Below are 24,957 nucleotides of genomic sequence, written 5' to 3' on the forward strand. Positions count from 1 at the left end.
CGGACGCACGACAGGGGAGGAGCAGGCAGAAGGCCCGGGGCTGCCCACCGGCGATTCTGGCGATCACGAGCGGATCGATGTGCGACGCGCGGCCCGCCGGCTGCCCGGTGCCCGATGCCGGGGACCGCCGGGTCGGGTGGAGGCCGGTCGCCGCCGCCGGCGTTCGGCGACCGTCCGGCTGGTTGCCGGCGGAACCTCACCGCCCACCGGCCGCGTCACCAGTTGCTCCAGCTCACGTACGTGACGGAGGGGCGACAGCAGCAGCGGGACCGGCGCGAGGGTGAGCCCGATCCCGATGGCGAGCAGGGCGGCGCGGACGCCGAGCGCGTCACCGAGCACGCCGCCGAGCAGTCCCCCGAGCGGCATCGCGCCCATGACCAGGAAGCGCATGCTGGCGTTGATCCGGCACAGGAATCGGTCGGGCACGATCATCTGCCGGTAGGTGACCTGGGTGATTCCGTAGACGACCTGGCCGATCCCGCCGCCGACGAGCCCGGCGACGAGGAAGACGGCGCCCCAGCCGGGGCCGGTCAGCGGGACCAGGAGGTTCGCCGGGCTGGTCACCGCCAGGGACAGCCAGATGATCCGGGCCGATCCGACGCGGCGGGCCAGCCGGGTGGCCGTGGCGGCGCCGAGCAGCGCGGCGGCCGGGGCGGCGGACAGCAGCATGCCGACGGTGCCGGGGGCGAAGCCCACGGCGTCGACCAGGAACAGGACGAGCAGCGCCGTGGCGGCGGTGAAGAGGAGGTTCGACAGGGCGCTGGTGGCGGCGATCGCCCGCAGGACGGGATGGGTCAGCACGAAGCGCAGCCCCTCGCGGGCGTCCGGCACCAGTCCGGAGCGGCCGGTCCGGCGTGGGGCCGGCTCGCGGGTCCGGATCCGCGCCAGGAAGGCGGCGCTGAGCAGGAAGCTCGCCGCGTCGACCAGCAGCGTGTTCGTGGCGCCCACCAGTTGGGTGAGCCACCCGCCGAGGCTGGGACCGGCGACCTGCCCGGAGGAGCGGACCGTTTCCACGGCCGAGTTGCCCCGCAGGAGGTGCCGGCGGCCCAGCACCATCGGCAGGTAGGACTGGTGGCCGATGTCGAACAGCACCCGCATGACGGCCATCAGCGCGGCGGCCGCCATCAACAGCGGCAGGCTGAGCCAGGACAGCGCGGCCGCCACGGTGACGGCCACCAGCGTGGCGCACCGGACGAGGTCGGTGGCGATCAGCACCGGTCGTAGCCGTCGCCGGTCCAGCCACACGCCGGCCGGCACTCCCAGCAGCAGGAACGCGCCGTTCTGCACGGCCACGAGCACGCCCAGCTGCCATGGTGTGGCGTCCAGGAGCAGGACGGCGATCAGGGGGAAGGCGAGTGTGGTGACGTCGGTGCCCAGTTGGGTCACGGTCTGGCCGGCGACCAGGAGCCGGAAGTCCCGGGACCGCCAGGGGGCGTCCTGCGGTCGGATCGTCATGTACGCCCTTCGCACCAGCCGAGGAGTCGGGTGCCGCGGCGGCCGGGCCGACGTTGTCGGCGGCAGCCACGGGGGGTGTGCGAAAGGGCGATCGGTGCGTCGTCCCCGGTTGCGACGTTAGCTGAACGGCTGCGTCCCCGTCGCGATACCGGACCCTCCCGCGGGCCGGCCGGAGGTACGTCCCGACCATCCCGCGTCCGGGCGGCGCCCAGCGCCGACGACCTCCGGAGTGCCTGACCGTCGCCCCCGGCGACCCGCGTCACTCGTCGAGGGAGATCGCCCGCTTCGCGCGGTCGACGGACTCCTCCGATGCCGGGCCGCCGGGGTTCTCCGTGGCCAACGCCTGGTTGACCGCGACGAACGGGCGCATGCGCAGCTCGTATCCGGCGAAGGCGGCCACGTGGTCGCCTTCGGCCGCGGCCAGCTCGGCGGCGAGCAGGTAGGCACCCACCAGGGCCAGGCTGGTGCCCTGCCCGGACAGCGGTGAGGCGCAGTAGCCGGCGTCGCCGAGCAGCGTCACCCGCCCGCGCGACCACGAGTCGAGCTTGATCTGCGCCATCGCGTCGAAGTAGAAGTCCGACGCTTTCCACATGCCGTCGAGCAGCCGCGGCACCTCCCAGCGCATTCCGGCGAACCGCTCGGCCAGCAGCCGGCGCTGGGCGTCGAGGTCCCGGTGGTCGTAGGCGATCGGCCCGGCCATGAAGCCGAGGTTCACCCGCAGCTCGGTGTTGTGCCGTGCCGGGTAGATGCCGCCGCCGAGGTCGCCCTCGCGGAACCAGACCTGCCAGTCCTCCAGGCCCAGGAAGTTCTCCATGGTGTACACGGACAGGTAGGTGCCCAGGTGGTGGACGAACGCCGCCTCCGGCCCGAACACCAGCCGGCGCACGGTCGAGTGCAGCCCGTCGGCGCCGACCACGAGGTCGAACGTGCGCGGCGCCCCCCGCTCGAACGTCACCCGCACGCCACGGTCGTCCTGCTCCAGGCTGGCGATCGAGTCGCCGAAGAGGTACTCGACGGTGCCGCTCGTCCGCTCGTACAGCAGCCCTGTGAGGTCCTCGCGCAACACCTCGAGGTCGTCGCTGTCCAGCCGGCCACTGCTGATCGCGTGCTCGGTCGAGCGCATCAGCTCGTTGCCGTCACCGTCCACCATCGACATGCCGCGGGTGCGGGTGCGGACCTGACGCAGCGCGCTCAGCAGGCCCATCCGGTCGACCACGTCGAGCGCCGTCCCGCGGACGTCGATCGCCTGCCCGCCGACCCGCGGCGCCGAAGCGCGCTCCACGACCGTGGCCGCGAAGCCGTGCCGGTGCAGCCAGTAGGCCAACGCCGGGCCGGCAACGCTCGCACCCGAGATCAGCACTTTCTTCATGACGCCTCCTTGATCGTAACGCTGTACACGCTCTGAATGTATGGCGTACGCGCAGGCAAATGCAAGGCTCTGACCTGCATTTCTGTGCTATATCAGGGCCATGGTGATACGTTGTCTGTACTAGTACAGGAGAGGGAGGTGTGTGGTGACCGAGCCGCCGTACCAGCGCATCGTCGCCGACCTCCGCCGTCGCATCACCGAGGGCGAGCTGCGTCCCGGCGATCGGGTGCCGTCGACGCGTCAGCTCGCCATCCGGTGGGGTGTAGCGCTGGCGACCGCGACGAAGGCGCTGACCACCCTGCGTCAGGAAGGGCTGGTCCGGGCGGAGCCACGCGTCGGCACGGTGGTCGCCCAGCCCGAGCCGGCCGTGGTCTCCGGTTCGTCGCCGCACGCACCGGGCGCCGGGGTTGGCTCCGACCGCGAGCTGAGCGGTGAGCGGATCGTGCAGGTCGCCATCGAGATCGCCGACGCCGAGGGCCTGGAGGCGCTGTCGATGCGCGGGATCGCGGCCCGGCTCGGCGCCTCGACGATGTCGACCTACCGGCACGTGGCCAGCAAGGACGACCTCGTCATGCTGATGGCCGACGCGGCGTTCGGAGAGCTGCCGCCCACGGCCCAGGACGCCGAGGGCTGGCGGGAGCGCGTGGAGGGGGCGGTGCGGACGCTGTGGACCCTGCACCGGCGGCATCCCTGGCTGGCCCACCTGAGCCCGCTCACCCGGCCGCTACCGCTGCCGAGCCTCCTCGCGCACGGCGAGCAGATCCTCGCCGCGCTGAAGGACGCCGGCCTCGGCGCGGTCACCACCCTCGATCTGCAGGTCCTGTTGTACAGCTACGTGCAGGGCCTCGCCGTGAACCTCGAGCGGGAGGCGCACGCCCAGGCCGCCACCGGCCTGTCCGACGACGAGTGGATGCGGCAGCAGGGCCCGGCGATGGGTGCGATCGCCGCCACCGGCCGGTATCCGGCCTTCGCCGGGCTCATGGCAAGTTTCGCCGTCGACGGCTACGACCTCGATCTCGACCGAATCTTCGAGCTGGGCCTCCGGCTCATGCTGGACGGGTTCACGCCGCTCATCGAGCGCGAGCGGTGAACCGTCGGCCGCGCGGGCGTCGCCGCACCCGCGCACGGAGGCGGCCGAACTGGATCAGCTTCTGCTTTACCTACCAGGCCTTGCCGCGGATCGGAGGGACGTCGAGGTCGCGCTCGCCGCTGCGGTGCTCGGCGAGGAGCTGCCGGCGGATCGCGCGCCAGGTGACGCGCACCTGGCGGTGGGCGAGCTTGCGCTGCGACTGGAAGGTGCAGAGCTGGCAGCCGCACAGGTTCGGCGCCTGGGCCGACGGCTGCCGGTAGCAGCGGGTGCGGATCCAGCGGGGCGAGGCGAGAAACTCCGCAAGGTCGCAGCGGCTGGAGCCGTGCTGGTGAGTGTCGGTGAACCAGTGACGCAGCAGCGGGTCCCGCCGCTGCACTCGCTCGGGTCGGTGAATGTCGGTACGGGCCATGTGACGACCTGCCTTCGGCAGCCCGCGCACCACGCGCGGGACTAACGCCTTGATGACATGCCGATCACCTCCGAGGTCGGGAGTGGATGCCGGTACGCGAGAGGTCGGGGGACTCCACTTCCGGCTTGGCGGGGAAGCCCGCTTCAGAGCGTCCCCACTACGGCGTACATGGTAGGCCGTACGGCCGACAAGATCCGATCACGCTACCCGCCCGGCCCTCGCCGGAACCGCCGTGCGCCGTCGGCTGCCTGGTCGGGCGACGTCGGGTGCTCATCGTCGGCTACGCCGCGGCGGGCGGAGCGAACAGCGCGGGGCGCTCAGCGCGGCTCCGGCGTCACCAGACCGGTCTCGTACGCCGTGATGACGAGCTGCGCCCGATCCCGAGCGGCGAGCTTGCTGAGCAGGCGCCCGATGTGGGTCTTCACGGTGCCGAGGGTCACGTGCAGGTGCTGTGCGATCTCCGTGTTGGACAGCCCGCGGGCGATCAGGGTCAGCACCTCGCGTTCCCGATCGGTGATGACCTCCAGTCCGGGCGGCACACCGGAGGCCGGTCGGGCCTGTCGGGCGAACGTGGTGATCAGTCGCCGGGTGACCCGGGGTGCCAGCAGCGCCTCACCGGAGGCGACCACCCGGATGCCGGCGAGCAGTTCGGTTGCCGTGGTGTCCTTGACCAGGAACCCGCTGGCGCCGGCCCGCAGGGCGGCGAAGACGTACTCGTTCAGGTCGAACGTGGTGAGGATGAGCACCCGTACGGAGGCGGTCTCCGGCCCCGCACAGATCTGCCGCGTCGCCTCGATGCCGTCCATGTCCGGCATCCGGACGTCCATCAGCACCACGTCGGGCAGGTGCTGCCGGGCCAGCCGCACCGCCTCGGCGCCGGTGCCCGCCTCGCCGACCGCGGTGAAGCCCGGCGACGCGTCGAGCAGGGCTCGGAAGCTTTCCCGCATGAGGGCGTGGTCGTCGGCGAGGAGCACCCCGATGTCCGACGAGGAGGGTCGATCCGTCATACGGTCTCCTCCGCCGTGGCGTACGGGATGTCGGCGACCACCTGGAACCCACCCTCCGGCCGTGGTCCCGTGGTCAGGGTGCCGCCGTACATCGTCACGCGCTCACGCATGCCGATCAGGCCCTGCCCGGCGGGCCGCCGGCCGGACGACCGTTGTGCGGGGCCGTCGTCCAGGATCTCGATGTGCACGCCGCCACGGCGGGCCCGGACCGTCACCTGGCAGTGGTCGGCGTCCGCGTGCTTCATCACGTTCGTCAGCGATTCCTGGACGATCCGGAAGACGGTGAGGTCGATCGCCTGCGGCAGGTCGTCGGCGCCGTCCAGGCGCAGATCCACCCGCAGCCCGGCGGACCGTAGCCGGTCGGCGAGGTCGGGCAGGTCGGCGCTGCCGGGCGACGGGCTGAGTTCGGCGGCCGAATCAGTGTCCGACCGCAGCACGTCGAGCAGCCGTCGGATCTCGGTGAGCGCGGCCCGGCTCGTCCGCTCGATGGTCAGGAGGGCGGCACGCGTCTCGGCCGGTCGCTCCGTGGCGATGTGGTTGGCCACGGTGGCTTTCACCGCGATCAGGCTCATGCTGTGCCCGACGATGTCGTGCAGCTCCCGGGCGATCCGCAGCCGCTCGGTGGCCACCGCGTCCCGCGCGAGTTGGCGGGCGAGGTTGGCCTGGACCGTCCGGCGCCACCGGATCACCCGGCCGGTGGCCCAGGCCGCGGCCACCGCCACGGTGACCACGCCGAGCTCGACCTGCCACCACAGCGGCGCCTCGCTGCCGGGCGCGTCGGCCGCAGTGATCCCGGACCGGTGGTAGAGCCACGGAATGGTGGCTGCCGGCGCGGCCAGGCTGCCGGCCAGGGCGACCGCCGCAGCGACCGGGCCCGCCGCGGTGGCGGCCGTGTAGAGCGCCAGCGCGACGGGCGCGTACGTCGTCCAGATGACCCCGGTTCCCACCGCGCCGAGCGCGGTCGCTGCCGCGGCGGCCACCGCCACGCAGCCCAGCACCTGCAACGGCCACCGGCGGCGGACCGCCAGCGGAAGGCCCACCGCGGCGCCCGCCAGCCACGCCACCCACGCCGGGCCGGTGTAGGCCGGACCCGGCGGGTCGAGCGTGGCGGTGGCCGCCAGATACGCCAGTACGACGGCGGTCGCGGTGTCCACCGCGGTGCCGCGTACCTCGAATTCGAACGGCCGCGCTAGGCCCCGGTCCTGCCCGGAACGCATGCGCTCACGCTATATCGGCGGCCGCGACGGCGCGTCTGACCGTGGTATGACACGGACCTCTGACCGAGGCCAGACGCGCGGGGCCGCCCGCCCCTGACACCGTTTCCCTGTGATCGCGGTGAGGGACCTGACCAAGCGGTACGGACCGACGCTGGCACTCGACCACCTGTCGTTCGAGGTCCGTCCGGGGACGGTGACCGGCTTTCTCGGCCCGAACGGGGCGGGCAAGTCCACCACCCTGCGAATCATCCTCGGCCTGCACCATCCGACCTCCGGCGAGGCACTGATCGGCAACCGCCGGTACGACCGGATCCGCCGCCCGATCCACGAGGTGGGTGCCGTGCTCGACGCCGATGCCGCCCACCCCGGCCGCACCGCCTTCCACCACCTCGTCTGCCTCGCGCGCAGCAACGGCATCGGCAAGGCCCGCGTGACAGCCGTGTTGGAGCAGGTCGGCCTGGCGAGCGTGGCGCACAAACGGGTGCACGGGTTCTCGCTCGGCATGCGTCAACGCCTCGGGATCGCCGGCGCACTACTCGGCGACCCGGCCGTGATCCTGCTCGACGAGCCGGTCAACGGCCTGGACGCGGCCGGCATCCGGTGGATCCGCTCCACCCTGCGGGCCCTTGCCGCGGAGGGCCGCACCGTGCTGCTCTCCAGCCACCTGATGAGCGAGATGGCGGTCACCGTCGACCACGTGCTGATCATCGGCCGGGGCCGGCTGCTCGACGAGACGTCCATGACGGAGATGCGCGACCGGTTCGAACGCGACGTGCTCGTGCGGTCTCCGCGGGCGGCCCAACTCGCCTCCATCCTGACCGGCCTCGGAGCGTCCGTCACCGCCGCGGATGACGGCGGGCTCGTCGTGGTCGGCGTGGACGCGCCCACTATCGGCGACGCCGCGGCGGCGGCGTCGATCCCCATCCACGGCCTGACGCCACGCAGCGCCACGCTCGAGGACGTCTACCTGGAGATGACCGGCGAGGCGGTCGAGTACCGGGCCGCCACGGAGAGGGCGGCACGACCATGACCACACTGCGAAACCCGCCGGTCACGGCGGACACCGGCGACGCCGCGCTCCCGGCCGTGCCGCGCTCACGGGTGTTCCGGGACGCGGTGGCCGCCGAGTGGATGAAGTCCCGGACCCTCCGGTCGACGTACGCGTTCCTCGCCGGCGGCCTGGTGGCAACCCTGCTCGGGATGCTCATCCTGTTCCTCCTGATCCAGTCCTTCGACCAGGCGACGCCGGCCGAGCGGTCGAACTACGAGACGGCCGACCCGACCGTGGTGGTCATGCCGTTCGTGATGTTCTTCGTCGGGTCGATCGGCGCCATGTCGGTCACGACCGAGTTCACCACCGGCTCCATCGGCCCCGGCCTGCTGGCCGTGCCACAACGCCGGCTCCTGCTGGGGGCCAAGGCGACGGTGGCCGCCACGGTGGGCTACCTCGGCGGACTGCTGTTCGCGACGCTGTCCTTCGCCGGCGCCACCCTGTTGCTGGGCGACCGTCCCGCGCCGCTCAACCCCTGGCCGAGCTGGACGGACGCGCTGCCGACGGTGTTCACCTCGGCGCTCGTCGTGCTGGTCACCGGCATCGTGTCGGTGGGGCTGGGAGCCGTGCTGCGCTCGACCGCGGCGACGCTGGCGACCCTGGGCGGCCTCGTCCTGGTGGCGCCCGTCTTCGCGCACTTCCTGCCGACGACGTGGCACCTGCGGTTCGGTTCGATCCTCCTGCCGAACCTGACACCACAGCTCGTGGGCAGCCCCAACGCGTACGTGCTGCCGCCGGCCGGCGCGGCCGTGGTGACGGTCGCGTACGTGGCGGTCGCGCTCAGCGCCGGGGGGATCGCCTTCAGCCGCCGCGACGCGACCTGACCGGGGGCGCACCTCGGGAGCCCTCGGCCTCGGGGCGTAGCCCGTCCCGTTTCCAGGGCAGCGTGTCGATCGTTCGGCCCGGTGACCCCGCGTACGATTGGCTGAACACCTGGCTACTGCAGGTGAACGAGCCCGGCAATCCCGCCCACCGCGCGGTGCTGATCCGGGTGGAACGGGTGTCGCCGGTCCGGTCGCCCGCCTCCACGTTCGGCGCGTTGTGCCGCCGTGCGCCAGGACCCGGCCGGCCCGGTGGGAAGGGACAGCGGTGGCGAGCTTGCCTGAAGAGATGCTGGCGGCGTACCTCACCGAACTCGGGGGGCCGGAACGCATCCGGATCGGCCACCTTCCGGTGCCGGTTCCGGGCCCCACCGACGTCCTGGTGCGGACGGAGCTGATGGCGGTCAACCGCGTCGACACGTTCGTACGCTCCGGCGGGTACCGGACGCACACGCCGTTCCCGTTTGTGATCGGCCGTGACCTGGTCGGTTCCGTGGTAGGGACCGGCGGGGGAGTGGACGAATTCGCGATCGGAGAAACGGTCTGGTGCAACAGCCTCGGGCACCAGGGGCGTCAAGGATCATTTTCGGAGTTCGCCGTGGTGCCCCGGGAGCGTCTCTACCGCCTTCCGCCACAGGCCGATCCGGCGACCGCCGCCTCCGTACTGCACACGGCGGCGACCGCGTACCTCGGCCTGTTCCGGACCGGCTCCCTGCGGCTCGGTGAGACGGTCTTCGTCGCCGGTGCGGCGGGCGGGGTCGGGAGTGCGGCCGTACAGCTTGCGGTGGCGGCGGGTGCTCGCGTCATTGCCACGGCAGCGCCGGAGGACTTCGACTGGTGCCGCCGGTGCGGCGCTCACCTGCTGTTCGACTACCACGACCAGGCCTTGCCGGCTCTGCTCGCCCAGGCCGCGCCGGAGGGGTTCGACCTGTGGTGGGACAACGCGGGACGCCACGACCTGGATCTCGCCGTGCCGCTGCTCAAGCCGGGTGGACGGATCGTCGCGCTGGCCGGGATGGCGGCCCGGCCGGTGCTGCCGATGGGCGCGCTGTACACGCGTGACGCCAGCATCAGGGGGTTCGTCATCAGCAACGCCTCGGCCGCGGAGCTGGCGGAGGCGGCGACCGTCATCAACGACCTGCTGGCCACCAACCGGCTCGTCTCGCGCATCAGCGCGACCTATCCGTTGACTGCGGCCGCCGAGGCTCATCGCCAGATGGAGACCGGGGTGAAGGGTCGGATCCTCGTCGCCAACGCCCGAAACTCGTGACCGTCACCACCGGCCGGCCAGCTACCATCCCCGGCAATGGCGGAGTTCGTGCACATCACCCTGGCGCGGTCGGCCCGACGTATCGAGCGCGCGGGAATCGCCGCGCGTAGCCACGGGCGGGCCGGCGGACGGGGCGTGTACTGCATGCCGGTGCTGCCGTCGTTCACTCTCACCTATCAGTGGGTTCGTGAGCTGCGGCGGTGGCATCTGGGGGTGCTGGTGGCGGTGCACCTGCGGCTGCCCGACGACGAGCCGGTGACGGTCGGGCGCTACGGTGCCCCGCCGCGCGAGGCCACCGCCGCGCAGGCGGTCGCTGCGGTGCGCGAGCTCGACGATCCGCGCGGCTACGAGGTGTTCGTGCCTCGTGCGATCACGAGCACCGAGGTACGACGGGTGCGTGACGTTCCGCAGGGAGTCGGTTGGGCGGTACCTGCCGGCAGGCCACGGCCGCCGGCCCTGCCCGTGTCCATCCTGTCTGCAGCGGGGAGGGCACAAGGCGGCCAGGTTGCGCCGCCGGTTCCCCTACGACGCGCCACCGAAGCCCAAGATCGAGCTGATGCTGCGGTTGCGGGCGGCGAGTAGCGCCGACGATATCATCGATGTGCTCTGCGAGCTGGGCCGCGGCCGACGCGGCGGCGCCGAGGAGTTGGCGTACCTGGCCGATCACCCTGATCCGGACGTACGCGACACCCTCGACAGCGTCCTGCGGGCGTACCGCGGCCGCGAAGCACGGCGGCTACGCGAGCGGTTGCAGCGTGGCGATCCAACAGCGTGATTCCCAAGCCGACGGTCGCCCTCGTGGGGCGGATCACGAGTCTCGATCACGCGGGTAGTCCCCGAGGGCCCAGACCCGGTCGGCGCCGTGCGTGCTTGCCAAACGCTACCGGAGTAGTCGATGCCCTGGTCGCGCCCGATGTGGGCCGACCAGGGCATCGACGTTGGGGTGGTGCCGACACGACGGTCAGCTCAGTGACAGCCGGTCGAGGTCGGGTGCCGAATCGTGATCATTGTGAACCTTGATGGAGTTGGTGCCCGCGTCAAGGGTCACCGGGACGGAGGTCGTATAGGGAGTGTTGTTGCCGACGCCGCTCACCGGCACCTCGATCGGGGTGCCGCCGTTGACGGTGAGGAAGAACGAGCGGTTGCCGTTCACGGTGAAGTCGATGAACAGGGTATAAACGCGTGCCGAGTCGACAGTGACGTTCTCGAATAGCACATAGGCGTCCGGGCTGCCGCCCATGTTGCGCACCTTCTGCCCGCCGGAGCAGGGCGAGCAGTTGGTGATGCCGGAGCTGCCGAGCTGGTTTCGGGAGTCCTCGGCCTCGCGCATGAACACCCGGTCCGCCGGGCGTAGTTGCACCCGCAGGTCTCGGGTGACCTGGTTCGGCCTGCCGAGCGTCTCGAACGACGCCCGCAGAGGGATCCTCGCCGAGCTGATGTTCTGGCCAGCCGGTGAGGTGACGGTCCAGCTGCCCTCCAAAACCTGCCCGAGGCGCATCTCCCTCGACGTCACGGCGCCGCCCGTGATCGTCCAGCCGGCGGGGACCACCGGGGCCATGGTGACCTGGTCGAGTGCGTCGTCGACGTCGAGCCGCAACCGTGCCGCGACGGTAATCGACTGCTGGCCCGGCCCGACCCATTGCACGCCGGCCGGCTCGACCGTCATCGTCGTCCTCGGGACGTAGGACGCGGGCGGCAGCGGCCCGACCGCGATCCGGTCGATTCCCGGCCCCCTGGCAGCTGGACTGGACACCGTGATGGTGTTGGCGTCGGCCTGCAGCGGTACGGCAATCGCCGAGGCGACGGGCACGTCCGGGTTGTCCGCGGCGATCGGCACGTCGATCGCCGCACCGCCGTTGACGCTCACCGAAAGGGAAGTAGCGGCACGCGCAGCTGTGTGATCGACCTGCAGCCGGTAGGTACCAGCCTCCGGTACCGTCACACCCTTGTAGGTGACCGAGTTACGGGTCCCGCCGCCGAGCCCGACGACCTGGAACGAGCCGGAGCAGGCGAGGCATCTGGCCACGCTTGCCTTCCCGTTCAGCGCGTTGTCCCGCGACTCCGCCTCCAGCGGCACCTGACTACCGGCCGGCCCCGGGTAGTCGTACGCCACCTTGATCTCGTCGATCCGCAGCTCCTGGTAGAACGTCGGCGCCTGCGGACCGCCCCAGGTGTTCAGGACCTCCAGCTTGATGTATCGGGCGTGCTGCTGGCCGATGTCGATGAACTGCGCGCCGCGGGCGCTGGGCATGGCGCCGGTGCGCACCGGCTCTCCCCATCGCATGCCGTCCTTGCTGACGTAGACGCGGTAGTCCTTGATCCGCGCCGAGTCCTCCGGCCGGCCGAACGACTCCCGCGCGTACGTCGGCGACCACTCCCTCTGGTTCACCGCGAGGTATCTCGCCTTCCGGGTGTCTCCGAGGTCCAGCGTCACCGAGACCGGCAGCTGCTCGTTGCTGTCCCAGTAGTTTTCGAAGCTCCCGTCAACGAGGGCGTCGGCTGGATGACCGTCGCGGGAGGACGAAGCCGAGGCCTTGATCGCGGACTGGGGGTAGAAGTACTGCTGGCCAGCCGTCTGGACCTTGAACACCGTGTCGTAGGTGTCCCAGTTGTCGACGTCGAGGATCGTCAGGTAACCGCCGGACTGGCTGAAGAGCATTCGCTCGCCGGTCCTCAGGTCGCTCACTGCGGTCACCTGGTAGCCGTTGTCGCGCAACCGGACCAGGTCCGTCCTCGGCCTGGTCAGCACGTGGACGTACTGGGTCCTGGCACCGGGCTCGACGGTGATGACACCGTGGGCCCCGTCGTTCCAGAAGCCAGGCTGCATGCCACCGTACATGTAGCCACCGCCCTCGGTCCCCACCAGCGAGGACCGGATCGGCGGTACCCACTGCGCCATGAAGTTGTTGAACGCCTCCTGCTGCGCCGGGAACTTGCCGTTCACCATCGGAGTTTCGGCCATCAGGGACTTCATGGACGAGCCGGCGTTGGTGATGTAGCGACCGGTGCTGAGCCGGAAGTCGACGGGGTGGTTGCCGCCGTCGTACCACCAGGAGCCGGTCGTCGGCAGCTTGTAGTCGGCCTCGGTGAGGCGCGGCATCGGGGTGAACGCGGCCTGCGGATAGTCGTAGGACGGCGTCATGCCGGTCTTCTGCTCGTTGCTGACCGTGTCCATGATCGGCGTGTCCTCGTTGTTGTTGCTCAACAACCAGGACGGCCGCTTCTCCCGGATCTGCTCGTAGAGGTGGTTCTGCTCCCAGTACGCGTTGTCGTTGTCGATCCAGAAGCCGGCGAGATCGGCGTACTTCTCCATCACCTCGAAGAACAGGTCGTAGCTGAACATGCCGAACCCGTCCCGGGTGGTCAGGTCGACCTGCTGGCCCTTGTACGCCGAGTAGGCCGCCGAGTCGAGGGTCTCGACACCGAGCTCGTTGTGCCACTGGGGGTCATCGGTCATGTACAGGATGACCCGTACGCCCTTCGCCTTTCCGGCCTGGACGAGCTCGCCGAGGAAGTCGCGTTCGGTGGCGCAGCTGCCGGGGATCTTTGATGGCCAGGGGCGGGCGTACCCGAGCCGGCTGTGGAAGGTGGCCAGGACGATGTAAGAGGCCCCGAGCTTGCGAGCCTCGTCCACCCAGTAGTTCGGGGTCCATCCGCCCTCCGTGACGTCGCGCTCCCATTCCGCGCAGTCGCGGTGCACCGGCGCGGTGAACATTCCCCAATGCAGGAAGAGGCCCGCCGTGGACTCGCGCATCCACTGCTGTCGCGGATGCTGGACCTCGGCGTGAGCGGCCGGGGCGCCGATGAGGCCGGCGGTCAGGGCGAGGACAAGCCCGGCGCAGAGCAGGCGCCACCTGCTCCGCCCCGGCTCTGGTAGTGGTCGGATACCGCCGTGCGGTCGAAGTCTCATAGGGACATCGCCTCTCGATGATCTGTCTCGTCGTTAGTTACATCGAGGTTTCGTACGGAGACATCCGATGATTACAACAGTCATCGGTAGCGGTCAAGACCTGACGAGGGTCTGACGCGAGGTGCAACATCCGTAGCTGCGGCTGATTGTCGGCTCGTTACGGACACCGGACGCCGACGCCGGAGCCCCCCACGGGCCGGCCAACGCGACCAGTCATCCGACCAATAGGGCCCATTCTCGTTCCTTCATCCGATGACCTCGGCCCGGTGGACCAGGCCCTGACCGACGCGGACAAGGTGGACGACCGCACTGGCGTAGTCCCCGGACGGCAGCTGAGGGCGCAGGCCGTGGCCGAGCAGTACGGCGCCGTGATGCACCTCGCCGGTCGCTTCGTCACGGTAACGGGCGGCGGGATCCAGCCCGCGTAGCCGCACCGGTGCTGTCTCGCGGCCGAAGCGCGGCGCGGGAAGCCAGTAGAAGACGACTGAATCACTTCCGTCGGTCGATACGTACTGGGTCGCGGACAGGCTGTCCGAAGCCGGCAGCAGCCGGTAGACGTCTCCGTGCTGCACCACCGGCCGCATCCGCTTGTACTGCGCCACCAGGTGCCTGGCCTCGGCCAGCTCCTCGTCGCTCCACTCGGGAAGATCGCCGCCGATGGCCAGCACGCCGGCCATCGCCACGTGGAAGCGGAATCGCAGCGGCACGGTCCGCCCGGTCAGGAAGTTCGGTACGTCGGTGACCCAGGCGGCCATGGTGCTCGCGGGATAGATCTGGCCGTAGCCGTACTGGATCGACAGCCGGTCCCGTGCGTCGGTGTTGTCCGATGGCCAGACCTCGTCTGTGCGGCGAAGGATGCCCAGGTCGACCCGGCCGCCGCCGCCGGAGCACGTCTGGATCCGCAGGTTCGGATGAGCGGTGCGAAGACGGTCCAGGATCTCGTAGAGGTTCTCGACGTAGCGCAACCAGAGTCGGTCCGGGTCGTCCCCACCGTCCGGCCAGCCGGCCTCGGTGAACGGTCGGTTCATGTCCCACTTCAGGAAGTCGACGTCATTGGTGCCGACCAGCTCGTCCAGCCAGCCGTGCGCCCACTCCGCCACATCCCGCCTGGCGAAGTTGAGCACCAACTGGTGGCGCAGCTCGGTACGGCGCCGGTTGCGCATGTGCAGGACCCAGTCGGGATGGGCCCGATACAGGTCACTGTCCGGGCTCACCATTTCCGGCTCGACCCAGATACCGAACTTCATGCCCAGCCGGTGCACCTCGGCCACCAGCGGAGCCAGTCCGTTCGGGAATCGGTTCCGGTTCACCGTCCAGTCGCCCAGCCCGGCGCGGTCGTCGACCCGGGCGCCGAACCAGCCGTCGTCCATCACGAACAACTCCGCGCCCAGCTCGGCCGCCTGCGCGGCGAGCAGCCGCTGGCCGGGCTCGTCGACCGTGAACCCGGTCGCCTCCCAGGAGTTGTAGGTCACCGGACGTAACTCCTCCGGGTGCGGCAGGACGTGCCCACGCACATACCGATGCCACGCCCGGCTGGTCGCCCCGTGGCCGCCGGCGCAGTAGAGACCGGCGAACACCGGTGTCTCCCATCGCTCGCCCGGCGCCAGCCGCCACGAGACGCCCTCCTGGCCGGCCCCTCCGGTCACGGACACGATGTCGGAGGGGGTACGGCTGAGGGTGAGTCGCCAGGTGCCGCTCCACGCCAGGGTGCCGCTGAACACCTCGCCCTGCTCCTCGCTCGCGTCGCCGGCGTCGAGGGTGAACCAGGGGTTGGCGTGGTGCCCGGTGGTGCCTCGCCGGCTCGTCAGCACCGTCTCGCCGCGGGCGAGGTCGACCCGCTCCACCTGGCTCTCCCCGCCCCAGTGGCCGGTCACGTGGCGCAACACGTAGTTGGGACGGGCCGGGATGGGCCAGGTCGCCGAGTCGGCGCGCCGCACCTCGACCGATACGTCGCCGGTATTCGTCAGCGACGTCCACCGCTCGATCACGTCGGTGTCCCGGTGCACCCGGTAGTGCAGGCTGATCTCGAGCGGGTAGTGCCGGTCGACCAGCCGGATCGACAGCGTCTCGCCGTCACGCTCCTGGCCGGCGAAGGCCAGCTCCAATCCCCGGGTACCGTCCGCGAAGCGCATCTGCAGCGCGGGCACACCGAACCGAGCCCCGCCCTCGACAGGGAACTCCTCGATGTCGTACACCTGGCCCTCGAACTGGGTCAACGTGGCGGGCCGCGGCGCCGGCACCGAGGCGGCCTGCGCCAGCGTCAGCCGCGGCCCCCAATACAGGTGGCGTAACACACCGTCATCACCGAGGCGTAGCGCGTACCCGCTACCGGGGGTGGAGAGCAACCAGGTCCGGCTCGTGTCGTCGAAATCAACTCCAGGCATCCGCGAAGCGTACGACTCTGATCAAGAGCGCCTTGCCGCCGGCAGGCGGCCGAACAGCCGATCCAACCGATGCAGACCATCACGAACTCTGGATATGCCGTATATCGGTCAGTCATCCGATCGATCGGTCGGCAAGTACCGCGATTTGGGCCCCCGACCGTTGACACTCCGCCCAAAGATCGGATGTACTGCGCTCCGACGTGGACATCGCGCCATCCCACCACTGTCCGACCTCAAGAGAGGTGGCTCAATGCGGAGCAAGCCCAGAGCATTCAGGGTGGCCGCCGCACTCGCGGCTGTCGTCGCCCTCAGCGCCTGCACGGTCGGTGACAACTCATCCACCGTAGACGGCAAGCAGGAGGTCACGTTCTTGACCTTCGAGACGCCGAACCTCACCCCGCAGTACTGGGACGCGGCAATCAAGCGCGTGACCGACAAAAATCCTGACATCACGGTCAAGAAGCTGGTGGCCCCGACCGCGGACGGCCGGACGGCGTACGCCAAGCAGCTGCTGCAGTCGGGCCAGTTCCCCGACGTCATGATCGCAGTTTCCCCGGCTGGTTTCGCCGAGGCCGGCAACCTCTACGCCTGGCAGCCGGACGAGCTGAAGGACTTCCTCTACCCGACCGCCAACCCCATCAAGGGGAAGCACTACCAACTGCCGGCCAACACCCAGACCATTCCGCCGATCTACTACAACAAGAAGATGTTCGCCGACGCCGGCATCACCTCGACCCCGAAGACCTGGGTCGAGCTGCTCGACGCGGCGGCGAAGCTGAAGGCGAACGGGTCCACGCCGTTCGTCGTCGGTGGCGGCAAGGACGGCTTCGCGTCGTCGATGATTCTGTCCGGCCTCGTCAGCGTCGATCTGTACGCGAAGACCCCTGACTGGCTGACGAAGCGACGGGCGGATCAGGTGAAGTTCGCCGATCCCGACTTCGAGAAGGCCCTTGGCAAGTTCGCTGACCTGGCGGCCAAGGGATACCTCGACAAGTCTTCTGTCTCCCGGGACTACGCCGCCACGGAGCAGGCGTTCCTGGACGGCAAGGGCGCGATGTATCCGATGGGCAACTGGTTCGCGGCGAATGCCGACACCAAGAAGCACGACTTCGAGATCGGCGTGTTCAACTTCCCGACCGAGGACGGCAAGGTCGTGGCTCCCGCGTACACCGGCGGTGGCATGATCGTCAGCGCGACGGCGAAGAACCTCGACGCGGCCAAGAGGTTCGCGCTGGCGTTCCAGCTCGACAAGGAGCAACTGGACGCGTCCGTCAAGGCTGACGGGCTCTTCCCGGCGATCAAGGGCTACACCCTGCCGTCGGACGTGGGCCCGGTCTTCAAGGCCGGATACGAGCTCTACCAGCAGGCACAGGCCCAGCAGGCCGTCGTGAGCGCGTTCCGCTGGGAGACCGCCGACGACGGGCTGTTGCCCGGAATGGCCGACAAGGTCGATGCGGCCGCACAGGACTTGATCACGGGGCGGAAGACGCCCGCTGAGGCCGCCGCCTTCCTGGACACGGAGTGGTCGAAGGCCGGCTGATCCGGCGAAGTGCTCGACCGGGTATGGAGAGCGCCCGCTCTCCATACCCGACGGTTGCCCGACGACGGCTGGCGACGGTCGATCGGGTGAAGGACGGAAGGAGTAGGCGGAATGGTTGCCCAGGTCGCTAGGTCGGCCACACGGCCCGCGCCGGAGGAGACGAAAAGAACCCGGCGACGACGCCCGGTGGGGCCGGCCCTCTGGCACTTCGTGTCGTTCGCCGCGCCCGGCGTGCTGGTCTACGCCTGCTTCGTCCTGGCACCAATTCTGCTGAGTGTTGGCTACAGTCTGACCAACTACAACCCGTTCAACCCGCCCACCAAGTATGTGGGACTGGAGAACTACCAGCTGCTGCTGCGAGACGAGCAGTTCATCACGGCGCTGCGAGTGACGACCATCCTCACGGTGATCGTGGTGGTCGTACCGAACGTGCTGGGGCTGGCGGTCGCGCTGCTGCTCGACAAGCACGGGTGGCTCTACAACGCGTTGCGGAGCGTTTTCTTCACCCCGGTCATCCTGAGCTCCGTGGTCGTCAGCGTCATCTGGTCCCGTTTGCTGGACAGCGAAGGACCGCTCAACGAGATGCTGAGGGCCCTTGGGGTGGACCAGCCCCCCGGCTGGCTCTCCGATCCGGGGATCGCCCTGTACTCGGTGGCGTCGATCATCAGTTGGCAGATGCTCGGCTTCTGCGTCGTGGTCTACCTCGCCGGTTTGCAGGGGGTGCCCGTCGAGTTGCAGGAGGCCGCGGCGATCGACGGCGCCGGCCCCGTCCGCCGGTTCACGGCCGTCACCTGGCCGATGCTGGCGCCCGCCCTGACCGTCAACACAGTCGTCCTGCTGATTTCCGCGTTCAAGGCCTACGACTACATCAAGGTGATCACCAACGGCGGGCCGGGTTCCGGCACCACCGCCACCATCGCCTTCAACGTGTTGCAGACCGGCTTTGACGCCAACCACGGTGGATACGCCTCCGCCATGGCGATCCTGATGTTGCTCATTGTCGCGGTCGTTACCGCGATCGCGCTGAGGTTCCTGCAGCGCCGGGAGGTGGACCTGTGAAGCAGGGCAGACTGGCGTGGCTGCGCCCCGGCGTCGCGATCGCGCTCGGAGCGGTCTTCTTCGTGCCGCTGTACTTCGTCCTGGCGAACGTCTTCAAGCGCGGCGACCTGATCGCCGAGCAACCCGCGGCGCTTCCGCTGCCGCCCACCTTGGCCAACATCACGGCGGTGCTCACCCGTCCGGATCACCTGTTCTGGGTCAGCCTCACCAACAGCATCATCGTCACGCTCTTGTCGGTGCTGGTGCTCATCGTGCTCTCCGCGATGCTCGGTCACTATCTCGCGCGCACCCGCAACAGTTGGACCCGGGCGCTGACCCTGCTCCTGCTCTGCGGGCTCATGATCCCGCCGCAGGTGATTCTGATACCGATCACCGACGTGCTGCGGTTCACCCATTTGATGGCGACCCTGCAGGGTCTGGTGCTCTTCAACGTCGGCTACTACGTACCATTCGGGATCTTCGTCTTCATGGGTTTCATCCGCGCCGTACCGGTTGAGCTCGAAGAGGCTGCGCGCATCGACGGTGCGAGCCGGATGCAGGTTTTCTGGCGAGTCGTCTTTCCGTTGCTGCGTCCCGCGACTGCGAGCGTAGTGATCTTCCTCAGCGTGTGGATCTGGAACGACTTCATCAACCCACTGATCATTCTCGGCCCGAGCCAGGGGACCACGATCACCACCGGCATCTACCGCTCGATCGGGCAGTACCAGGCGGACTTCGGCAGCCTCTTCGCTCTGATGCTCCTGGCCACCCTGCCCGTCCTGATCTTCTACCTGGCCCTGCAGCGCCAGTTCGTCAAGGGCCTGACCGGAGGCGCCACCAAGGGGTAGCCCTCCGCGCCCACCAGCGCCGCCGCGCAGACCGGCTCGCCGAGCATCGGTTCGTGTCTCCGGCGTCCGTTGCGGGCGTTCCCCGCATGCATCCGATGTCTGTTCCTTGAGATCAGAAAGTACACAGGCCAGGAACAGGGGCTGCTTCGGTATCGCAGGAGGCGCTGAACCCAACGGATCTGTCCGTGAGAGATAGCAGAACTGGCCGTGCTTGTGTGGCGGCCGGACCGGCGCTGATCTAGCTGGAGAACCTGTCTTGTAAGCATTGAGGCGACCTGATAGACATCCGATGTATTGGACATGCGACGTGAATTCTGGGGGCGACGGGTGAAGCTGTTGCGGGTGGGCGTACCAGGACGGGAGCGCCCGGCGCTGCTCGACGAGGCCGGGCGACTGCGCGACCTCAGCGGGGTGATCGACGACTTGGACACATCGTTCTTCGCCACCGACGGCATCCGGCGGCTGGCCGAGCTCCCCGTTGACGAGCTGCCGATACTCGCCGGCGAAGGACTGCGTATCGGACCACCGCTGCGGCCCGGCAAGATCGTTTGCATCGGTTTGAACTACCGGGACCACGCCGCCGAGACGAATGCCCCGCTCCCCACCGAGCCGGTCGTCTTCCTGAAAGCCCCAGACACCGTGGTGGGACCGGACGACACGGTGCTTGTTCCGCGGGGCAGCACGAAGACCGACTGGGAGGTCGAGCTTGCCGTCGTCATCGGACGCACCGCTCGTTACCTGTCCAGCGTCGAGGAGGCGATGGGCTGCGTCGCCGGCTACGCCATAGCCCACGACGTCTCAGAACGGGAGTTCCAACTGGAGCGTGGCGGTCAGTGGGACAAGGGCAAGTCCTGCGAGACCTTCAACCCGTTCGGGCCGTGGCTGGTCACCGCCGACGAGGTACCCGATCCGCAGAACCTGGGGCTGCGGCTGTGGGTGAACGGTGACCTGCGGCAGGACGGCAACACCGGGAACATGATCTTTCCGGTGGCGGAGGTCGTTCACTACCTGAGCCGGTTCATGGTGCTCTACCCGGGCGACGTGATCAACACTGGCACGCCGGCGGGAGTGGCACTCGGGCAGCCGGAACCAAAGCCGTACCTGGTCGCGGGCGACGTCGTCGAGCTGGAGATAGACGGACTGGGGCGCCAGCGCCAGGAGGTGGCGCAGGCATGACCTTCACCGACCTCGAGGTCTTTGACGTCCGCTTCCCGACGTCGCGCGAGTTGGACGGCTCCGACGCGATGAACCCCGACCCGGACTACTCGGCCGCCTACCTCATTTTGCGTACCGACGCGGGGGACGGACACGAGGGGCATGGCTTTGCCTTCACCATCGGCCGCGGCAACGAGGTGCAGGCCGCGGCGATCGCCTCGCTGCGGCCGTACCTGCTCGGCAGGTCCGTGGAAGCGGTCCTGGCCGACCTCGGCGGCTTCTGGCGCGAGCTCGTCCACGACTCCCAGCTGCGCTGGCTCGGCCCGGAAAAGGGCGTGATGCACATGGCGATCTCCGCCGTGATCAACGCGCTGTGGGACCTGCGGGCCAAGCGGGAAGGGCTGCCGCTGTGGCAGCTGCTTAGCCGGTTGAGCCCGGAGGACATCGTCGAGCTGGTCGACTTCCGCTACCTCACCGACGCCCTGACCCGCGATGAGGCGCTGCGGATCCTGCGCACCGCGCAACCCGGGCGCGCAGAGCGGGAGGAACTGCTGCTGCGCGAGGGCTTCCCGGCCTACACCACCTCGCCCGGCTGGCTCGGCTACCACGACGACAAGCTGCGCCGTCTGTGCAAAGAAGCGGTGGCGGAGGGCTTCACCCAGATCAAGCTGAAGGTCGGCGCGGATCTGGCCGACGACATCCGACGGATGAGCATCGCCCGGGAGACCTGCGGGCCGGACTTCCGCATCGCGGTCGACGCCAACCAGCGCTGGGACGTGCCGGAGGCGATCAGCTGGGTGCGCGAACTGGCCCCGTTCGACCCGTACTGGATCGAGGAACCGACCAGCCCCGACGACGTCGTCGGGCACGCCACGATCGCCCGGGAGCTGGCGCCGATCCGGATCGCGACGGGCGAGCACATCGCCAACCGGGTCGTCTTCAAGCAACTGCTTCAGCTCGAGGCGATCTCCTACGTGCAGATCGACGCGGCCCGGGTCGCCGGGGTCAACGAACTTCTCGCGATCCTGCTGCTGGCGGCGAAGTTCGGTGTGCCGGTATGCCCGCACGCGGGCGGCGTCGGCCTCTGCGAACTGGTCCAGCACCTGTCGATGTTCGACTACGTCGCCGTGTCCGGGTCGATGCAGGACCGGGTCATCGAGTACGTCGACCACCTGCATGAACATTTCGTCGATCCGGTGGTGATGTGGCGAGGCCGGTACCTCGCCCCGACGGCACCGGGCTTCAGCGCCACCATCCGGCCGCAGACCTTGGCCGAGTACGTTTTCCCGCACGGCCTGGTCTGGTCCGCCGGAGGCGCCGAGGTGAACCCGACCAGTCGGACGCTCGACGCGAACGATCCGACGGTGAGCGGGGGCGGCGATGGCCGGCACCGCAACGAGGACGACCAGACCGATGGTGAGGTGAAACGGTGATGGCCGACGAGGGTGAGTTCGCCGGGTTGATGGCCGTGGTGACCGGCGGGGCGTCGGGCATCGGGCTGGCGACGGCGACCCTGCTGGCGGACCGTGGCGCGCAGGTGGCCTGTCTGGACCTGCACCCCGAGGCAGTGCCCGAGCCGCTGCTCGGTTTCGCGGCGGACGTCTCCGACGACGCCTCGGTGCGCGCGGCCATCGCCGCGGCTGCCGAGGCGCTCGGCGGCATCGATGTTTTGATCAACAACGCCGGTATCGGCGCGCGCGGCACCGTCGAGGCCAACCCTGACGACGAGTGGCACCGGGTGCTCGACGTGAACGTGGTCGGCGTCGTCCGGGCGACCCGCGCCGCACTGCCCTATCTGCGGGCCTCCTCCCACGCGGCGATCGTCAACACCTGCTCCATCGCGGCGACCGCCGGGCTGCCGGACCGGGCGCTCTACAGCGCCAGCAAGGGCGCGGTGCAGTCGCTGACGTTGGCGATGGCCGCCGACCACCTACGGGAGGGGATCCGGGTCAACTGCGTCAACCCCGGCACGGTGGACACCCCGTGGGTGCGTCGGCTGCTGGACGCCGCCGAGGACCCGACGGCGGAGCTGGCCGCGTTGCAGGCCCGCCAGCCGATCGGCAGGTTGGTCAGCGCGCACGAGGTGGCGGCGGCGGTGGCCTACCTCGCCAGCCCGCTCGCCGGGTCCACCACCGGCACTGTCCTTGCCGTTGATGGCGGCATGCAGGGCCTGCGGCCGCGCCCCGCTCCGGATCGTCCTCAGTAAGGAAAGGAGCTGCCACTCATGCAACGGATCGCCCTGCACACCCGGCTCAAGCCGGGCAAGGAGAGCGAGTACGACACCATCCACCAGGTCATCCCCGCCGAACTGGACAGCGCGCTGCGCGGGGCCGGGGTGATCTCGTGGCGGATCTGGCGCGACGGGCGCGACCTGTTCCATCTGGTCGACGTCGAGGACTACCAGCGGATGCGGCGCGAGTTGCGCGATCACCCTGCGAACGTGCCCTGGCAGGCCCGGATGGCGGAGTTGCTGGAGGTCGAGGACGACTACTCGGGCACTGACTCGGGGCTACGCCTCGTGTGGGAGCTGCCGTGACCGGTGCCAGGTTGGGGCGGTCCGAGGTGGCCGTCAGTCCGCAGGGTCTCGGCTGCGCCCAACTCGGCAACCTCTACACCGAGCTGGGGGACGCCGAGGCCGCAGACGTCGTGGCGTCGGCCTGGGAATGCGGCATTCGATACTTCGACACGGCGCCCCACTACGGGCTTGGGCTCTCCGAGTGTCGGCTGGGCCGTGCGCTGCGTAGCCTGCCCCGGGATGCGTACACGGTCAGCACCAAGGTGGGGCGACTGCTCGTGCCGGACCGGTCCGGAGCCGCGCGACGGGACCCGGAGGGCTTCCACGTGCCGGCCGACCACCGGCGGGCCTGGGACTTCAGCGCCGACGGGGTGCACCGTTCGCTGGAAGCGAGCTTGGCCCGGCTCGGCCTGGACCGAGTCGACGTGGTGCTCATCCACGACCCGGAGGACCACCAGACGCAGGCGTTGAACCAGGCATATCCGGCGCTGCACGACCTTCGGGCGCAGGGTGTGGTCGGCGCGATCGGTGTCGGGTCGAAGCAGTGGCAGGTCGTGCACCGGTTCGTCACCGAGACCGACGTCGACACGGTGATGGTCGCCGGCCGCTACACACTGCTGGAACAGCCCGCGCTGGACACGCTGCTGCCCGAGTGCGAGCGGCGCGGCGTCTCCGTCCTCAACGCGAGCGTCTTCAACAGCGGCCTGCTCGCCGTGGACCGGCCGCAACCAGGCCTGCCCTACGACTACCACGACGCGCCCGCCCCGATACTCGACCGGGCCAAGGCGATCGCCGACGTCGCCGCCCGGCACGGCACCTCGCTGCCAGCCGCGGCGCTCGCCTTCGCCGGCGCACATCCCGCGGTGGCGGCGCTGGTGGTCGGGGCGCACCGCCCCGAGCAGGTCCGGCGGAACGTGGCCCTGCAAGCGGCCGAACCACCGCCGGCCGATTTTTGGTCGGAGCTGGTCGCCGAGGGGCTGCTGCGCCCGGACGCACCGGTGCCCACCGCACCGACGGGGACACCGTGATCGTCGACGCGCATCACCATCTGTGGCGGATCGACGACGGCTATCGGTGGCTCGACGAGCCGGAGCTGGCCCCGATCCGTAGGTCCTTCCTCCCGGAGGACCTCCAGCCGGAGCTGTCGGCCACCGGCGTCGACCGGACGATCCTGATCGAGGGCGGACGCTGCGACACCGCCGAGGCGGCCACCCTGCTCCAGTACGCGAGCGGCTCGTTGCCGATCGGAGGGGTGGTCGCGTGGGCCGACCCGGCCGACCCGGCGCTCGCCGACACCATTGCCGGCTACCGCCAGCTGCCCGGCGGAAAGCTGTTGGTGGGCGTCCGGCCCCAGCTGCAGTCGGAGGCGGACCCGGAGTATCTCGACCGGCCCCAGGTCAGACGAGGGCTGCGTATCATCGCCGCAGCCGGCCTGGCGTTCGACGTCGTGGTCCGTGTCGACCAGCTCGCCGCGGTGGCCCGGGCCGCCCGAGACGTGCCCGAGCTCCGCTTCGTCCTGGACCACCTGGGCAAACCCCGCATCCGCGACGGCGGGGCCGGCCTGGCCGAATGGTCGGTTCCGGTCGCGGCGCTCGCGGCGCTGCCGAACGTCACCGCAAAGCTCTCCGGGCTGGTCACCGAGGCGGATTGGAGCCGGTGGCGGGTCGCGGACCTGCGCCCGTTCATCGCCGAGGCGGTGAAGCTGTTCGGAGCGGAGCGGCTGATGTTCGGCTCGGACTGGCCCGTGTGCCGGCTCGCCGCGGGCTACGGCGCGGTGATGTCGGCCGTGGCCGAGGCTTTGCCGCCGCTGTCGGTGGGGGAGTGGGCGGCGGTGTTCGGTGGCACCGCGACGCGGATCTACCGAATCGGCCCCTGAGC

General features: G+C 69.8%; 22 protein-coding genes. 15 read left to right on the forward strand and 7 right to left on the reverse strand.

Annotated elements, in window-relative coordinates; all coding sequences use genetic code 11:
* Window positions 1–63: 63 nt before the first annotated feature.
* Together ACVCAH_RS24650 and ACVCAH_RS24655 are read right to left on the reverse strand one after the other, a co-directional pair.
* Window positions 64–1,455: an MFS transporter gene (locus ACVCAH_RS24650; RefSeq protein WP_447138569.1), complete on the reverse strand. Its 1,392-nt coding sequence runs from the start codon at window positions 1,453–1,455 to the stop codon at window positions 64–66.
* 259 nt (window positions 1,456–1,714) lie between these two features.
* The gene (locus ACVCAH_RS24655) at window positions 1,715–2,824 is read right to left on the reverse strand and encodes an FAD-dependent monooxygenase (protein WP_447138570.1); all 1,110 of its coding nucleotides are present in this window, start codon (window positions 2,822–2,824) and stop codon (window positions 1,715–1,717) included.
* A 145-nt stretch (window positions 2,825–2,969) separates the two neighbouring features.
* Here ACVCAH_RS24655 and ACVCAH_RS24660 point away from each other — a divergent pair, with 145 nt between their 5' ends.
* Window positions 2,970–3,914, forward strand: a complete 945-nt coding sequence (locus tag ACVCAH_RS24660; protein WP_447138571.1) for a TetR/AcrR family transcriptional regulator C-terminal domain-containing protein — start codon at window positions 2,970–2,972, stop codon at window positions 3,912–3,914.
* Window positions 3,915–3,984: 70 nt separating this feature from the next.
* Here the strand turns inward: ACVCAH_RS24660 and ACVCAH_RS24665 are convergent, their stop codons facing one another.
* The 3 genes from ACVCAH_RS24665 to ACVCAH_RS24675 form a co-directional block, all read right to left on the reverse strand.
* A complete protein-coding gene (locus tag ACVCAH_RS24665; protein WP_447138572.1) occupies window positions 3,985–4,323 on the reverse strand; it encodes a hypothetical protein in 339 nt (112 codons plus the stop codon).
* Between the two features lie 317 nt (window positions 4,324–4,640).
* Window positions 4,641–5,330, reverse strand: a complete 690-nt coding sequence (locus ACVCAH_RS24670) for a response regulator (RefSeq protein ID WP_447138573.1) — start codon at window positions 5,328–5,330, stop codon at window positions 4,641–4,643.
* Window positions 5,327–6,547: a sensor histidine kinase gene (locus tag ACVCAH_RS24675; protein WP_447138574.1), complete on the reverse strand. Its 1,221-nt coding sequence runs from the start codon at window positions 6,545–6,547 to the stop codon at window positions 5,327–5,329. The genes ACVCAH_RS24670 and ACVCAH_RS24675 overlap by 4 nt, the downstream gene beginning before the upstream one ends.
* 109 nt (window positions 6,548–6,656) lie before the next feature.
* Here ACVCAH_RS24675 and ACVCAH_RS24680 point away from each other — a divergent pair, with 109 nt between their 5' ends.
* The 5 genes from ACVCAH_RS24680 to ACVCAH_RS24700 all read left to right on the forward strand — a co-directional run bounded on the left by ACVCAH_RS24680 (window position 6,657) and on the right by ACVCAH_RS24700 (window position 10,464).
* Window positions 6,657–7,577 carry an ABC transporter ATP-binding protein gene (locus ACVCAH_RS24680; protein WP_447138575.1) on the forward strand — a complete coding sequence of 307 codons (921 nt, stop codon included), beginning with the start codon at window positions 6,657–6,659 and terminating at the stop codon, window positions 7,575–7,577.
* Complete coding sequence (locus ACVCAH_RS24685) at window positions 7,574–8,422, forward strand: ABC transporter permease (protein ID WP_447138576.1); 849 nt, start codon at window positions 7,574–7,576, stop codon at window positions 8,420–8,422. The genes ACVCAH_RS24680 and ACVCAH_RS24685 overlap by 4 nt, the downstream gene beginning before the upstream one ends.
* 274 nt (window positions 8,423–8,696) lie before the next feature.
* Window positions 8,697–9,689, forward strand: a complete 993-nt coding sequence (locus ACVCAH_RS24690; RefSeq protein ID WP_447138577.1) for an NADPH:quinone reductase — start codon at window positions 8,697–8,699, stop codon at window positions 9,687–9,689.
* A 36-nt stretch (window positions 9,690–9,725) separates the two neighbouring features.
* Window positions 9,726–10,271 (forward strand): hypothetical protein, encoded by a 546-nt coding sequence (locus ACVCAH_RS24695; RefSeq protein ID WP_447138578.1) that lies wholly within the window; start codon window positions 9,726–9,728, stop codon window positions 10,269–10,271.
* Complete coding sequence (locus ACVCAH_RS24700; RefSeq protein ID WP_447138579.1) at window positions 10,246–10,464, forward strand: hypothetical protein; 219 nt, start codon at window positions 10,246–10,248, stop codon at window positions 10,462–10,464. The genes ACVCAH_RS24695 and ACVCAH_RS24700 overlap by 26 nt, the downstream gene beginning before the upstream one ends.
* Before the next feature lie 186 nt (window positions 10,465–10,650).
* Here the strand turns inward: ACVCAH_RS24700 and ACVCAH_RS24705 are convergent, their stop codons facing one another.
* Window positions 10,651–13,443 carry a CBM35 domain-containing protein gene (locus ACVCAH_RS24705; protein WP_447138580.1) on the reverse strand — a complete coding sequence of 931 codons (2,793 nt, stop codon included), beginning with the start codon at window positions 13,441–13,443 and terminating at the stop codon, window positions 10,651–10,653.
* Window positions 13,444–13,844: 401 nt separating this feature from the next.
* A complete protein-coding gene (locus ACVCAH_RS24710) occupies window positions 13,845–15,983 on the reverse strand; it encodes an alpha-galactosidase (protein WP_447138581.1) in 2,139 nt (712 codons plus the stop codon).
* A gap of 94 nt (window positions 15,984–16,077) precedes the next feature.
* On the opposite strand from ACVCAH_RS24710, the gene ACVCAH_RS24715 reads away from it, so the two are divergent.
* The 9 genes from ACVCAH_RS24715 to ACVCAH_RS24755 all read left to right on the forward strand — a co-directional run bounded on the left by ACVCAH_RS24715 (window position 16,078) and on the right by ACVCAH_RS24755 (window position 24,955).
* Entirely contained in the window at window positions 16,078–17,523 is a 1,446-nt protein-coding gene (locus ACVCAH_RS24715) for an ABC transporter substrate-binding protein (protein WP_447138582.1), read from the forward strand.
* A 111-nt stretch (window positions 17,524–17,634) separates the two neighbouring features.
* A complete protein-coding gene (locus tag ACVCAH_RS24720; RefSeq protein ID WP_447138583.1) occupies window positions 17,635–18,582 on the forward strand; it encodes a carbohydrate ABC transporter permease in 948 nt (315 codons plus the stop codon).
* Window positions 18,579–19,409 (forward strand): carbohydrate ABC transporter permease, encoded by an 831-nt coding sequence (locus ACVCAH_RS24725; RefSeq protein WP_447138584.1) that lies wholly within the window; start codon window positions 18,579–18,581, stop codon window positions 19,407–19,409. The genes ACVCAH_RS24720 and ACVCAH_RS24725 overlap by 4 nt, the downstream gene beginning before the upstream one ends.
* A gap of 300 nt (window positions 19,410–19,709) precedes the next feature.
* A complete protein-coding gene (locus ACVCAH_RS24730) occupies window positions 19,710–20,585 on the forward strand; it encodes a fumarylacetoacetate hydrolase family protein (RefSeq protein WP_447138585.1) in 876 nt (291 codons plus the stop codon).
* A complete protein-coding gene (locus ACVCAH_RS24735) occupies window positions 20,582–21,997 on the forward strand; it encodes an L-fuconate dehydratase (protein ID WP_447138586.1) in 1,416 nt (471 codons plus the stop codon). Before ACVCAH_RS24730 ends, ACVCAH_RS24735 begins: the two co-directional genes overlap by 4 nt.
* Window positions 21,997–22,770 (forward strand): SDR family NAD(P)-dependent oxidoreductase, encoded by a 774-nt coding sequence (locus tag ACVCAH_RS24740; protein WP_447138587.1) that lies wholly within the window; start codon window positions 21,997–21,999, stop codon window positions 22,768–22,770. The genes ACVCAH_RS24735 and ACVCAH_RS24740 overlap by 1 nt, the downstream gene beginning before the upstream one ends.
* Window positions 22,771–22,788: 18 nt before the next feature.
* Complete coding sequence (locus tag ACVCAH_RS24745; protein WP_447138588.1) at window positions 22,789–23,100, forward strand: L-rhamnose mutarotase; 312 nt, start codon at window positions 22,789–22,791, stop codon at window positions 23,098–23,100.
* On the forward strand, window positions 23,097–24,107 hold the full coding sequence (locus tag ACVCAH_RS24750; RefSeq protein WP_447138589.1) for an aldo/keto reductase: 1,011 nt from the start codon (window positions 23,097–23,099) through the stop codon (window positions 24,105–24,107). Before ACVCAH_RS24745 ends, ACVCAH_RS24750 begins: the two co-directional genes overlap by 4 nt.
* Window positions 24,104–24,955 (forward strand): amidohydrolase family protein, encoded by an 852-nt coding sequence (locus tag ACVCAH_RS24755; protein ID WP_447138590.1) that lies wholly within the window; start codon window positions 24,104–24,106, stop codon window positions 24,953–24,955. Before ACVCAH_RS24750 ends, ACVCAH_RS24755 begins: the two co-directional genes overlap by 4 nt.
* The last annotated feature ends 2 nt before the right edge of the window (window positions 24,956–24,957 follow it).

The sequence above is a fragment of the Micromonospora sp. LZ34 genome (assembly GCF_052981855.1).